Here is a 12,015-nt window from a genome sequence, read left to right as displayed (position 1 = left end):
TATAATGACAGCAGTACAAGGAGACGACGATTTAGTAGAATACGGTTACAGACGTGTCATTATTACGATTACTGCAGTACTTTGTGCACTGTTGGAAATTGTAGATACCACGATTGTAAACGTAGCACTAACAGACATGCGAGGTAGCCTTGGTGCTACTTTGACTGATGTGGCTTGGGTAATTACAGCATACGCAATTGCGAATGTTATTGTAATACCGATGACGAGTTGGCTTTCGCAACAATTTGGGAGACGTAATTATTTTGTGGCCTCTATCATATTATTTACAGTCTGTTCCTTTTTATGCGGTAACGCCAGTAATATTTGGGAATTAGTAGCTTTTAGGTTTGTACAAGGTATGGGCGGTGGTGCATTACTTGTAACAGCCCAGACTATTATAACCGAAAGTTATCCTGTGGCAAAACGTGGTATGGCACAAGCTATTTACGGAATGGGTGTAATTGTTGGTCCAACCTTAGGTCCGCCATTGGGAGGATATTTAGTAGACAATTACTCTTGGCCTTATATATTTTACATTAATATTCCTTTAGGAATTATCGCTACTATTCTGGCTCTTACTTTCGTAAGAAGTCCGAAATACGGAGAGAAATTAAAAGCAAATCAGGTTGACTGGTGGGGAATTATATTATTAGCGGCTTTTATTGGATCATTACAATTCGTACTGGAACATGGGCAACAAGACGACTGGTTTAACGATTCGACAATCGTAACCTTAAGTGTTGTTACAGTTCTTGGTTTGATATTATTTATCTGGAGAGAGCTAACGTATAAATATCCTATTGTAAACCTTAGTGTTTTAAAAGATGGAAATTTAAGAATTGGAACCGTAATGTGTTTTATTCTTGGTTTCGGTTTATACGGATCGACTTTGATTATCCCAATTTATACGCAATCTGTTTTAGGATGGACAGCAACTGATGCCGGATTATTATTAATTCCGGGTTCGATTACCACAGCAATCATGATGCCATTTGTGGGTAATATGATTCAGAAAGGAGTTCCTCAGGGATATATGGTTGGAGTTGGATTTTTAGTTTTCTTCTTCTTTACCTTCATGATGCAGACCCGTATGACGCCAGATACTGGTGTAGAACATATGTATTGGCCTTTAATTTTAAGAGGAATTGGTTTGGGATTACTTTTTGTACCTATTACCACACTTTCGCTTTCTACCTTAAAAGGAAAACATATTGGTGAAGGAGCTGCGTTTACAGGTATGATGAGACAATTAGGTGGTTCATTTGGTATTGCGATCATTACCACTTTTATCACGCGTTTCAGTCAGGAACACAGAGTTAATTTATTAACGAATTTAGATCCTGCAGATTATCAGGTTCAACAACGTATACTAGGAATGCAAAGAGCTTTTGAAGCGAAAGGTTATAGTGCCGATGTTGCTCTTAAAAAAGCCTATCAGGCTATAGAATATTCAGTAATGAAACAAAGTACAGTGATGTCATACATAGATATTTTTATGTATTTAGGAATCATGTTCTTATGTTGTATACCAATTATTCTTTTCATTAAAAAAGGAAAAAACAAGATTAATCCTGCTGATGCAATGCATTAATAATAATTGATTTATAATACGAAAAAGCCGGGCTATTTATTTAGCCCGGCTTTTTTTATTTGTGATTTGAAAATATTTTATTGACGATTTATTTATACAGGGATTGAAATCCCTGCCTACAAAATGTACCGAGTCTACGACTCTCTGGCAAAAAACTTAGAACCTCAGCATCTTAGAACCTTAGAACCTCAAAAAAACCTATCTCGTAAACACCAAATGATTCCCTTCAGAAAGATTGGCATCAAAACCATATCCATCATAATCGAAACCTTTAAGATCATCAATAGTTTCGGCATTCGTATCGATAATATAACGTACCATCATTCCTCTCGCCTTTTTAGCAAAGAAACTGATGATTTTTAATTTTCCGTCTTTGTAATCTTTAAAATCCGGAGTAATTACAGGCACTTTTAAAGCCTTAACGTCTACTGCCGAGAAATATTCGTTACTCGCTAAATTCACAAACAATTCTCCTTTTTCAAGTTCTTTGTTTAAAGCTTTTGTAACTGTTGGTTTCCAGAATTCGTGCAGATTTTTATATTCACCAATTGGTAATTTCGTTCCCATTTCTAAACGGTACGCCTGCATTAAATCAAGTGGTTTTAAAACGCCGTAAAGACCGGATAAAATTCTAAGCTTGTTTTGTAAAACGTCTAATTTCTCTAGCGGAATTGTATAAGCATCTAAACCTGTATAAACATCTCCATCAAAAGTATAAATTGCCGGACGTGCATTTTCCGGAGTAAAAGGTGTTTTCCAATCCTGATTTCTTTTCCAGTTTAAATCTGATAATTTATCTGAAATCGACATTAATTGGGATAATTCAGCTGGCTTTTTTTCTTTTAAAACTTTATGAACGACGCGTGCTTCTTTCAAAAAAGCAGGTTCTGTATATTGAGGAGTTGGTAATTCTTTTTCGAAATTTAATGACTTCGCTGGCGATATAACAATTTTCATGTGTGCGTTTTTATATGATTCAAAAATACAAATTGAAATTTTAAAAATATGTTATTGCAATTGATTTGTTTGATAGGCATATAATGTTTTTTAACCACAAATTTCACAAATTAGCGCAAATTTCTATTTTTAAATCTCAATATAATTTGTGAAAATTTGTGCAATTTGTGGTTGCTCTTTCTATTTTGACAAAATTCCATACTGAAAATTTTCAATTTCTATAAAAAAGTGACCTTTACATTATAATAGGCATTTTCTATGTTGTAAATTTGCGGACGTTTCATTCTCTTCAAGAAAAGAAATGTAATTTTTAAAATTAGTGAATTCGTGGCTATACAAACAAACTATAAAACAGCTTTACAAAATAAAATCTTCGAGATAATTTCGAAAGCATCTCAGGAACTTAATGTCGACAGTTATGTAATTGGCGGCTTTGTTCGGGATTTACTTTTAAATCGGGGTTCAAAAAAAGACATAGATGTGGTTGCTGTTGGCAGTGGTATCGAATTGGCTTTGAAAGTTTCTGAATTACTTCCTAAAAAACCCAAAGTACAGGTTTTTAAAACTTACGGAACTGCAATGTTGCGTTTTGAAGATACTGATATCGAATTTGTTGGTGCGCGAAAAGAATCCTATAATTTTGACAGCAGAAATCCCATTGTCGAAAACGGAACGCTTGAAGACGATCAAAACCGTCGTGATTTTACCATAAATGCATTGGCTTTATCGCTAAACGAAAAAACTTTTGGAGATCTTTCTGATCCTTTTAATGGTTTGGCTGATTTAGAGAACAAAACAATAAAAACGCCTTTAAACCCAGACATAACCTATTCTGACGATCCGTTGAGAATGTTGCGTGCGATTCGTTTTGCAACGCAATTGAATTTCGAAATCGAAGAAAACTCATTGAATGCGATTACCAAAAATGCAGATCGTATTAAAATTATTTCTGGCGAAAGAATCGTAGACGAATTAAACAAAATTTTATCTACACCAAAACCTTCAACAGGATTTTTACTTTTATATAAAACCGGACTTTTAGATATTATTCTTCCTGAGTTAACAGCTTTGAATCAGGTCGAAGAAATTGAAGGTCATACGCATAAAAACAACTTTTACCACACACTAGAAGTAGTCGATAATATTTGCCCCAATACAGATGATGTCTGGTTACGTTGGTCGGCTTTGTTGCATGACATTGGTAAAGCGCCAACAAAACGTTTTAATAAAAAACTAGGCTGGACTTTTCACGGACATGAGTTTTTAGGCGGTAAAATGGCGAAAAAAATATTCGAACGTTTGCACATGCCTTTGAATCACAAAATGAAATTTGTGCAAAAAATGGTTATTATGAGTTCGCGTCCGATTGTTTTGGCGCAGGATATTGTAACCGACAGCGCAGTTCGTCGTTTGGTTTTTGATGCTGGTGAAGATGTAGAGGATTTAATGACTTTGTGCGAGGCTGATATTACAACCAAGAATCCGTCGAAGTTTAAGAAATATCATAAGAACTTTGAAATCGTTCGCAAGAAAATTGTTGAAGTTGAAGAACGCGATCATGTACGTAATTTTCAACCGCCCATTTCTGGTGAAGAAATTATGGAAATATTCGATTTGAAACCTTCGCGCGAAATTGGAGTTTTGAAAGAAGCCGTAAAAGAAGCTATTTTAGAAGGTGATATCCCGAACGAATATCAGGCTGCATATGATTTTATAATTAAAAGAGCGGCAAAATTAAATTTAACGCCTAAGAAATAATGGATGCTTTAAAAATAATTTTTAGAATTTTACTGGTAGCAATAGTAGTATATCCTAATTTTTATTTTTTTAAAGGACTAAAGAATACTGGAAAATATCATTTCAAACATACGTTGTTTTATTTTATAATGTCTCTTATTCTTCCCTGCTCTATAATCTTTATTATTGCTGCCATAATAACAAGTCCAGTCTTAATTGAATTTTTAAATCTTGATATTGACACCGCAGGTTATACTTACAGGTTTGTTGTTGGGGCAATTATATTTCCTTCAAGCATTATAACAAATATATATTTCGCGAAATTCTATTTAAAAAGAATTTCCAAAACAAAAAGTGAAATCGAATTAATTGGAAAAGAATGAAAAAAGAGAATAAATCAGTAATCATTTGGTTACTATCAGGATGTGTTTTATTGTTTTTAATGGTTGTTGTTGGCGGAATCACGCGATTAACAAATTCAGGTTTATCCATGACCGACTGGCATTTGGTAACCGATACTTTCCCGCCTCTTACGGATGCAAAATGGAATGAAGCTTTCGAGCAATACAAGAAATTTCCTGAGTATCAAAAAATCAATATTCACAACGATTTTCAATTATCCGATTATAAATTTATTTACTTCTGGGAATGGTTTCACCGTTTTATTGGTCGAATCATTGGGCTAGTTTTCTTTGTTCCTTTTGTTTATTTTTTAATGAAAAAGAAACTGGATCGTCCTACTATAAAAAAATGTATCGTTCTTTTGGCAATGGGAGGTTTTCAGGGTTTCCTTGGATGGTTTATGGTTCGCAGCGGATTAATCGACAATCCTGATGTAAGTCATTTTAGACTTTCATTACACCTTACTTTTGCGTTTATCACTTTTGCTTACACTTTATGGGTAGCATTAGATTTAATTTATCCTGAAAGAACGATTACAAAAGTAATTCCGCTTCGCAATATTGCACGATTTGCTTTGGTTGCGCTATTAATTCAAATTATTTACGGTGGTTTTGTTGCAGGATTAAATGCAGGATTAATTCACAATCACTGGCCATTAATGAGCGATGGAGAATTTATACATGATTCTGTTTTTATTGAACAACCAACTTTGGTCAAAAACTTAATCGAAGGGAAAAGCGGTGTTCAGTTTGTACACAGAACTTTTGCTTATGTTGTGGTGGCTTTCATCTTGTTTTTATATTACAAAAGCACCAAATTTTCGCTTTCAAGAACACAAGTAAACGGAATTAAAACTTTAGTTGTTTTTGTATTTATTCAATTTGCATTGGGTGTATTTACACTATTATACAGTGTTCCATTGGCTTTAGGATTAATTCACCAAATTATGGCATTCTTCCTTTTGAGCGCGATGACTTTTACCTTGCATCGATTGAGTAAATAAAAAACCATTCATTAAACCTAACCAAAACCATGAAACATCTTTCAGTTCTTTTTCTAGTATTTTTAATAATAAGTTGCAGCAACAAAAAAGAATCTGAAAAAATTAAAACTCCTGAAACCAAAACTGAAGCAACCAATTCAGCAAACAAAAATCAGGAAGAGAAATTAACATTCGAAAAATATTCTAAAGATGGAATTGTCTTGAACGGACAATTGCAGGTATTTGATGAAAAACTCAATAAAATAGAAGAACTAGAGATTAAGGAAATTTCGAAAATTAAGATTTTAGAAAAAAGTACTTCTATTTACAATATCGATAAAAGCAAAGATTATTGTCTAAAATCAAACTTCATAAAAATTGAATATAAAGGCAAAAATTATATTGTTTTTGGAAGAGATGTTTATGAAATAAATCACAACGAAAATTTTGACTTTAAGAACAGTAACAATGAAAGTTTTTCTGTTTTTCCGGTTACAAACTTCGAAATGGGTGCATCTGATGATGAAGGATTAACCACTTGTGATGATTTTAGCTTATTGATAGTTTTAAACCAAAAAGACAATACATATTCGACCATTAAAAATCCGGAAGCCGAAGACTATTATCCTAGTCAAAAATTTGCAGCTCTTGCGCATGATGATGGTTCGCTGGAAAATATTTATAATATAAAAGCTGTAAACGATTCTCTAATTTTAGGAATTAAAATTAGCTATCAGGAAGGTTATGGCTCGTACTTTTTAAGAACAAGTTTTAAGGATAATTTTAATAAATCTAAGATCACAGACAGAAAACGATTTGAAGAAGAAAGTGTTTATAAGCAACTGAAGTAAATTTATTTTAAAATGAAAAATACCTTTATCATTCTCCTTTTTTTCTTTCTTTTTACTAAAGTTACTTTTGCACAAGTATATGATGCCGGGAAAAGTAAAGAATGGTCTAATGTAGATAATTCCGAATATAAATCTGAGGGTATTAGCACTATTAAAAACCTTGATTTTTCGAAAATATGGCAAGATCCCAATTATAATGTTTTAGGTATTATTGGAGAAAATTATCAAAAACTGGGTGTAAAATATATTTCTATTATCAAGGATCCTGAAAATCCAAATACTTATCTGGTTTATGGCAAATCGATCGTAAAGAATAACATTTGTGAATTTCAGGGAAAAATCGAAATTATTCAAAATTATATTCCAAAAGAAATAAATCCGAGATATAAAACCTCTGGATTTATTATTGCTAATTGCATTTTTTACGAAAACTCTCTGCAAAACAATTCCGGATATTTCAAAGGTGTTTTACGAACTTATTATGGAGTTAACAAAGACAATTCGATGGAATATCCAGATGACGGCGACGAACCTGATTCTAATTACAACAATGGTTTTGTAGGTACCTGGACCGATTACAAGACTAAAAAAAGCAAGTTATCACATTGGGGATCAGATTTTGTTCCGATGAGCAATGATCTCAACGTAGCACAAGCTATTGGAGATTTTATTGCAAACAAAAAATACCAAAACAACGGCTGGAATACTGACTTTCGTAAAGATTGGTGGAAATAAAATAACTTCCTACCCCAGCCATGCTTTAAAATCCTGCACTTTTTCACGGCTTACAATCACTTCATCTTCTTTATAAGAAGGTAAAATTACTTTGAGACGTGAATTGGTATATACCTGAATTTCTTTTATTGCTGTAAGCGGAACAATAAATTTTCTGCTTACGCGAAAGAAATCTTTCATGTCTAATTCCTGCTCTAAAACTTCTAAAGTAGAATCGATCAGATAGTTTCTATTTTCAAAAGTATGAATGTAAGTTCCTTTGTTTTCACTAAAGAAACATTCGATTTCATCGGTCGTAATAACTTTTAAATGCTGTCCAATTTTTACGGTAAACCGTTTTTTGTAACTCTTCTCGAAAGGATTAGACAACATCTGACGTATTTGCTCAAAATCAAGCTGCAGATTTTGACTTCCTGCATCTGTTTTCGGAATTCGGTTTTTAAATTTTGTGACAGCAATTTCTAAGTCATCCTCATCAATAGGTTTTAAAAGATAATCGATACTGTTTAATTTGAATGCCTTCAAAGCATATTCATCATAAGCCGTAGTAAAAATAATAGCGCTTTGAATGTTTATCTTTTCGAAGATTTCAAACGACAAACCATCTGATAACTGAATATCTAGAAAAATTAAATCAGGGTGTTCATTATTGCTAAACCAATGAAGAGATTCTTCAACAGAGTGCAGCATGGTTTCTACGGCAATATCCAACTTTTCGAGCTTACGCTGCAATAATCTTGCTGCCGGTTTTTCGTCTTCTATAATTAATGTGGTCATTTAGTACAATGCAAAAATTGAAATTTTAGTTTAAAATTACTCCCATTTATTTTTATTCTGAGCTTCTCTCTCCATATATTTTTGAATTTTCTTTTGTTCCCAGTCTCTACCGAAAAAAATATCCGGTCCAAAAACTGTAAAAGCGTGAATCAATAAGGCTATTCCCCAAAATATTGCTGTAGAATACATCTCCCAATTATTAAAACCTCTTATTTCAAAATGATTTCCATTTTTAAAGTCAAATCCAGTAAAATTTCTATTTAAACTGGTAAGAATGATAATAGCATTTACTATAATATAAACCTTCAAATGCGAATAAAACCCTTTAATTTTCTTCACTTTTTTATATGCAATATTATAACTTTCATCTGTACTAAATTCATGTCTGTATTCCTCATACATGCGTTGTCTAAATCGTCCCATTTTATTTAAAATTAAATTATTGCCATTTAGCTTTATTCTCTTTTTCTTTTTCCATCAATTCTTTGATTTTTCTTTCTTCCCATCCTTTTCCAAGAACCGGGAATATTTTAAAAACTTTCATTCCATGAAAAACAACTCCAACTCCCCACCACATTAGAGGCCAATAAAACCATAAATGATTGGGTGATGTGTATAAATTGATAAAAATAAGGACAACGTTGACAGCTATAAATGCGGTTAAATTTCCGTAAAAGCCTTTAATTTCCTCAACCCTCTTTTTTGCCAGATAATATCTGTCTTCTTCATTTAAATTTACTTCCATGATTACTCCCATTTTTGTTTTTTTATTCTTTTTTCTAAGATGCTTTTTACTTTGCGTTCTTCCCATTCTTCTCCAAAAATTTTAAAAGAAGCGAATATGTCAATTGCAGAAACTAAGAAGAAAACCGTCCAGACTGCCATTACAAAAAGATTGATATGTTTTAAAGGAAAAAAATTAAACGGAACTCCGAAATATTCCTTCAAAATAAAAAAGATCACTCCTATAACGTAGACAAACATGTGCGAATAAAAAGCTTTCAATTTAACCACTTTTTTGGTTGCCATTTTTTCAAGTTCGAATGCTTCCGTGTCTTTATTATTTTTTTCTCTCATGACTATTTCCAGATTTGATGTTTATTTTCTTTTTCTAAAATCTCTCTGATTTTTCGTTCTTCCCATTCTTTATTATAAAACGGTGAGAATTCAAAAGCTTTCAATCCGTGTAAAACTATTGCTATTCCCCAACCCATCAAGGACCATATAAACCACAAATAACCTGGTGAAGTCATAAGGTTTACCACAATTACAATTGGGTTGCAGAGAAGATAAACCGTCAAATGCTGGTAAAACTTTTTAATTTCTGCTACTTTTTTTTGAGCTTCATAATAACGATCAGCTTCGGCGTAATTTGTTTCCATAATTATTTCCAGGTTTGTTTGTTATTTTCTTTCTCTAAGATCTGTCTGATTTTTCGTTCTTCCCAATCTGAGCTATAACCAAAAACTTTAAAAGCATGCATTACCACTCCAAATCCCCAGCCTAAAGCCGAAAACCAAAACCACTGAAATCCAGGAGAAAATCTTAAATTTATAAAAATCAAAAATGGAATTACACATACATATGAAATAACATTCCCGTAAAATCCTTTCAATTCTTCTACTCTTTTTTTAGCTCTGAAATAAGCCTTATTTTCATCATTATATTCTGCACTTGTTTCCATGACTGTAATTTGTTTGGTCAAAATTGGAATTTTGACTGTGAAATTTTTCTCATTTTGTTCAATCAATACCTTTCTGTTCGTTACAATCCCGTATCGATTTACAATATTTTGCAAACCTACTCCCTGCCTGTCCTGCAAAACTTCTTTCTTTTGAAAATCATTTTGAATCGCTAAATAATCTCCATCAATAAAAATTCTGATATGCAATGGTTTCTGCTCACTCACCACATTGTGTTTTACTGTATTTTCCAGCAAAAGCTGCAATGATAAAGGAACCACTTTTGCATCCGGATTTATGTTAGTTGTAGGCAATTCGTAAAACAAACTATTTTCGAAACGCATCTTCAGCAAATTCATATAGGTTTTTGCGAATGACAATTCATCCTCGACCGAAACCAGTTCTTTATCTTTTTGCTCTAAAACATAACGGTAAATTTTAGATAATGAAGTGGTAAAACGTTGCGCATTATCCGGATTTTCTTCGATTAAAGAACTTAAAACATTCAAACTATTAAAAAGAAAATGCGGATCGATTTGATTTTTTAAACTTTCGAATTTAGCATTTGCCGTTCCTGCGATAATTTTTTGCTGCGTTATCTCGAATTTTGATGCCTGTTTCCATTTTACCATAAAACTTCTCGCCTGCATGAAAATAGAAACTCCAAGAGATAAAACGATATAAAAAAAGTGGTTCCAAATCATTCTGTCGCTAAAAAACTTCTCTACAGGAAGATTTTGAACTAATACATAAATAATATAATTAATTCCTAAAACGGCTGGAACAGTGTATAAAACCGTAACCAAAATTCCGTAATACACTCTTAAATTAGTCTGTTCCAGCCAATCCCATTTTCTATCCAGGAGAACACTTAAAAAACCATTTCCAAAACCCAATCCGAAAGAATAAAGAGAGCTTAAAAGAAATGTTAGCAATACGTTTTGAATGGTGAGATCAGCGCCTAAAAAAGCAGAGAATATTACTGTAAAGACCATAGAAATCTTGAAACAAATGATTGTTCCACTTTTTAAATCAGCAAATGAACTTCTATAGTCTTTCATTATAATATCAACTTAAATTTATTTTATTTTTTGCAATTTTTTTGAACTTCTAAAGCTCTATCTAATCCCCATTTTGGCGAAAAAGAAGTTTCTGGTTTAAAAGTAGCAAAAAGTTCAACAGCTTTATCAACTTGTGCACAAAGTGGTTTTGTATCAACACCTGTCCATTTTGCACCACCTAACTGATAATCAGCTTCACCAAAAACAATTCTTGGGTTGTTTGGATCTATCGCTTTTCCTTTTGCGTAAGCTTCCATCACTTTAGCCGAATATTTCATTCCGTTTGTCATTGGGTCTGCCACTACCCAGGCTGTATAAATCAAAGCTTGCAGGGCATATAACTCGGCATTGTTTTGATCTTTTATCAATTCAACATCCAATGCATCTTGCGCTTTTGTCAATAACAAATCTATTTTTGTTTTATCTTTTTCAGAAAACGCAGCTATAGTGTTGATTAAACCTATATAATAATTAGGCAGATAACTTGTTTTTTCTGCCGCAGCAATTCTTTCGAATAAAGCTGAAGCTTCTGTGTTTTTTCCTTCTTTCCAAAGCCCTAACGCTTTTCCCATTCCTTGTTCAAACTGGGTTTGTGCAGAACTTATTGCTACTACGAATAATGCGACTAAAGTGATGATTTTTTTCATTTTACAAGTAATTAAAATGGTTGTTTTAAATTGTTTTGTTAGTTACTATTTTATAAGGTAATTTCAATTTTTGAATCTTTAGCAATGACAAATTTAGCATCTTTATAGGCCGGCGGTCCCATAAATCCTTTTGCATTGTTTGAAGCTGCATAATCTTCAGAAGGAATTCCCATCATATTTTTATCCAGTTTTCCGTTATTGTTTTCATCGTGATACGTAGAAATTGCATATTCTCCTGCCGGAAGATTGTCGAATGTTACCACTGCTTTGTTATCTGTAATTTTAGAAGCTACGCTTTTATATGTTGTTTTAAGAAATGTACCATCTGAGTTGTACAAACCTACTTTAACAGTTCCTTCATTATTCTTTAAACCCGAAACAGAAACAGTTAGTTTTACATTTTGAGCAGACATTAAACTGCAGATAAATAATGTGATTATTGTAATAATTTTGATCATGGCTTTTCTTTTTAAGGTTCTAAGGTTCTGAGTTGCTAAGATTCTAAGTTTTTTTCTTAGTTTCTTAAAATCTTAGCAACTTAGCCGCTTTTAATTTATTGATGATTAAAACTCTAATTGTTATTGTTTTTTTTT

At 32.6% G+C, this 12,015-nt stretch carries 14 protein-coding genes; 5 read left to right on the top strand and 9 right to left on the bottom strand.

What is annotated here, in order from left to right; all coding sequences use genetic code 11:
• The first annotated feature begins 4 nt into the window (after positions 1 to 4).
• Positions 5 to 1,591 (top strand): MDR family MFS transporter, encoded by a 1,587-nt coding sequence (locus tag ACIDC4_RS16720; RefSeq protein ID WP_230040558.1) that lies wholly within the window; start codon positions 5 to 7, stop codon positions 1,589 to 1,591.
• A gap of 198 nt (positions 1,592 to 1,789) precedes the next feature.
• Here ACIDC4_RS16720 and yaaA read toward each other — a convergent pair whose 3' ends face one another.
• Positions 1,790 to 2,548, bottom strand: a complete 759-nt coding sequence (gene yaaA / locus ACIDC4_RS16715; RefSeq protein WP_412044572.1) for a peroxide stress protein YaaA — start codon at positions 2,546 to 2,548, stop codon at positions 1,790 to 1,792.
• Between the two features lie 327 nt (positions 2,549 to 2,875).
• On the opposite strand from yaaA, the gene ACIDC4_RS16710 reads away from it, so the two are divergent.
• From ACIDC4_RS16710 to ACIDC4_RS16695, 4 genes are all read left to right on the top strand, one after another.
• Positions 2,876 to 4,306 carry a CCA tRNA nucleotidyltransferase gene (locus tag ACIDC4_RS16710; protein ID WP_412044573.1) on the top strand — a complete coding sequence of 477 codons (1,431 nt, stop codon included), beginning with the start codon at positions 2,876 to 2,878 and terminating at the stop codon, positions 4,304 to 4,306.
• Positions 4,307 to 4,664: 358 nt separating this feature from the next.
• On the top strand, positions 4,665 to 5,690 hold the full coding sequence (locus tag ACIDC4_RS16705; RefSeq protein ID WP_412044574.1) for a COX15/CtaA family protein: 1,026 nt from the start codon (positions 4,665 to 4,667) through the stop codon (positions 5,688 to 5,690).
• 29 nt (positions 5,691 to 5,719) lie between these two features.
• A complete protein-coding gene (locus ACIDC4_RS16700; RefSeq protein ID WP_412044575.1) occupies positions 5,720 to 6,520 on the top strand; it encodes a hypothetical protein in 801 nt (266 codons plus the stop codon).
• A gap of 12 nt (positions 6,521 to 6,532) precedes the next feature.
• Positions 6,533 to 7,255, top strand: a complete 723-nt coding sequence (locus tag ACIDC4_RS16695) for a hypothetical protein (RefSeq protein ID WP_412044576.1) — start codon at positions 6,533 to 6,535, stop codon at positions 7,253 to 7,255.
• 9 nt (positions 7,256 to 7,264) lie between these two features.
• Here ACIDC4_RS16695 and ACIDC4_RS16690 read toward each other — a convergent pair whose 3' ends face one another.
• The 8 genes from ACIDC4_RS16690 to ACIDC4_RS16655 are packed head-to-tail and all read right to left on the bottom strand — an operon-like array spanning position 7,265 to position 11,880.
• Positions 7,265 to 8,032, bottom strand: coding sequence for a LytR/AlgR family response regulator transcription factor (locus ACIDC4_RS16690; protein WP_412044577.1), 768 nt, complete (start codon positions 8,030 to 8,032; stop codon positions 7,265 to 7,267).
• A gap of 36 nt (positions 8,033 to 8,068) precedes the next feature.
• The gene (locus ACIDC4_RS16685) at positions 8,069 to 8,455 is read right to left on the bottom strand and encodes a 2TM domain-containing protein (protein WP_412044578.1); all 387 of its coding nucleotides are present in this window, start codon (positions 8,453 to 8,455) and stop codon (positions 8,069 to 8,071) included.
• A gap of 16 nt (positions 8,456 to 8,471) precedes the next feature.
• Positions 8,472 to 8,777 (bottom strand): 2TM domain-containing protein, encoded by a 306-nt coding sequence (locus ACIDC4_RS16680; protein WP_412044579.1) that lies wholly within the window; start codon positions 8,775 to 8,777, stop codon positions 8,472 to 8,474.
• Between the two features lie 2 nt (positions 8,778 to 8,779).
• Positions 8,780 to 9,109, bottom strand: coding sequence for a 2TM domain-containing protein (locus tag ACIDC4_RS16675; RefSeq protein ID WP_412044580.1), 330 nt, complete (start codon positions 9,107 to 9,109; stop codon positions 8,780 to 8,782).
• Between the two features lie 2 nt (positions 9,110 to 9,111).
• Complete coding sequence (locus ACIDC4_RS16670; RefSeq protein WP_412044581.1) at positions 9,112 to 9,414, bottom strand: 2TM domain-containing protein; 303 nt, start codon at positions 9,412 to 9,414, stop codon at positions 9,112 to 9,114.
• A 2-nt stretch (positions 9,415 to 9,416) separates the two neighbouring features.
• Positions 9,417 to 10,775 carry a histidine kinase gene (locus tag ACIDC4_RS16665; RefSeq protein WP_230040581.1) on the bottom strand — a complete coding sequence of 453 codons (1,359 nt, stop codon included), beginning with the start codon at positions 10,773 to 10,775 and terminating at the stop codon, positions 9,417 to 9,419.
• A 23-nt stretch (positions 10,776 to 10,798) separates the two neighbouring features.
• Entirely contained in the window at positions 10,799 to 11,422 is a 624-nt protein-coding gene (locus ACIDC4_RS16660; RefSeq protein WP_412044582.1) for a hypothetical protein, read from the bottom strand.
• A gap of 50 nt (positions 11,423 to 11,472) precedes the next feature.
• Positions 11,473 to 11,880 (bottom strand): DUF2141 domain-containing protein, encoded by a 408-nt coding sequence (locus ACIDC4_RS16655; RefSeq protein WP_412044583.1) that lies wholly within the window; start codon positions 11,878 to 11,880, stop codon positions 11,473 to 11,475.
• Between the last annotated feature and the right edge of the window lie 135 nt (positions 11,881 to 12,015).

This window comes from Flavobacterium sp. C3NV (genome assembly GCF_046825355.2).
In the GTDB taxonomy this organism is placed as follows: domain Bacteria; phylum Bacteroidota; class Bacteroidia; order Flavobacteriales; family Flavobacteriaceae; genus Flavobacterium.
Note: the sequence above shows the minus strand (reverse complement) of the source record. Positions and strands in the feature narration are given on the sequence as shown.

Bases quoted from the DNA above. Each gene is read 5' to 3' on its own strand.
- ACIDC4_RS16720 (WP_230040558.1), top strand. From the start codon at position 5: ATGACAGCAGTACAAGGAGACGACGATTTAGTAGAATACGGTTACAGA.
- yaaA (WP_412044572.1), bottom strand. From the start codon at position 2,548: ATGAAAATTGTTATATCGCCAGCGAAGTCATTAAATTTCGAAAAAGAA.
- ACIDC4_RS16705 (WP_412044574.1), top strand. From the start codon at position 4,665: ATGAAAAAAGAGAATAAATCAGTAATCATTTGGTTACTATCAGGATGT.
- ACIDC4_RS16700 (WP_412044575.1), top strand. From the start codon at position 5,720: ATGAAACATCTTTCAGTTCTTTTTCTAGTATTTTTAATAATAAGTTGC.
- ACIDC4_RS16695 (WP_412044576.1), top strand. From the start codon at position 6,533: ATGAAAAATACCTTTATCATTCTCCTTTTTTTCTTTCTTTTTACTAAA.
- ACIDC4_RS16690 (WP_412044577.1), bottom strand. From the start codon at position 8,032: ATGACCACATTAATTATAGAAGACGAAAAACCGGCAGCAAGATTATTG.
- ACIDC4_RS16685 (WP_412044578.1), bottom strand. From the start codon at position 8,455: ATGGGACGATTTAGACAACGCATGTATGAGGAATACAGACATGAATTT.
- ACIDC4_RS16680 (WP_412044579.1), bottom strand. From the start codon at position 8,777: ATGGAAGTAAATTTAAATGAAGAAGACAGATATTATCTGGCAAAAAAG.
- ACIDC4_RS16675 (WP_412044580.1), bottom strand. From the start codon at position 9,109: ATGAGAGAAAAAAATAATAAAGACACGGAAGCATTCGAACTTGAAAAA.
- ACIDC4_RS16670 (WP_412044581.1), bottom strand. From the start codon at position 9,414: ATGGAAACAAATTACGCCGAAGCTGATCGTTATTATGAAGCTCAAAAA.
- ACIDC4_RS16665 (WP_230040581.1), bottom strand. From the start codon at position 10,775: ATGAAAGACTATAGAAGTTCATTTGCTGATTTAAAAAGTGGAACAATC.
- ACIDC4_RS16660 (WP_412044582.1), bottom strand. From the start codon at position 11,422: ATGAAAAAAATCATCACTTTAGTCGCATTATTCGTAGTAGCAATAAGT.
- ACIDC4_RS16655 (WP_412044583.1), bottom strand. From the start codon at position 11,880: ATGATCAAAATTATTACAATAATCACATTATTTATCTGCAGTTTAATG.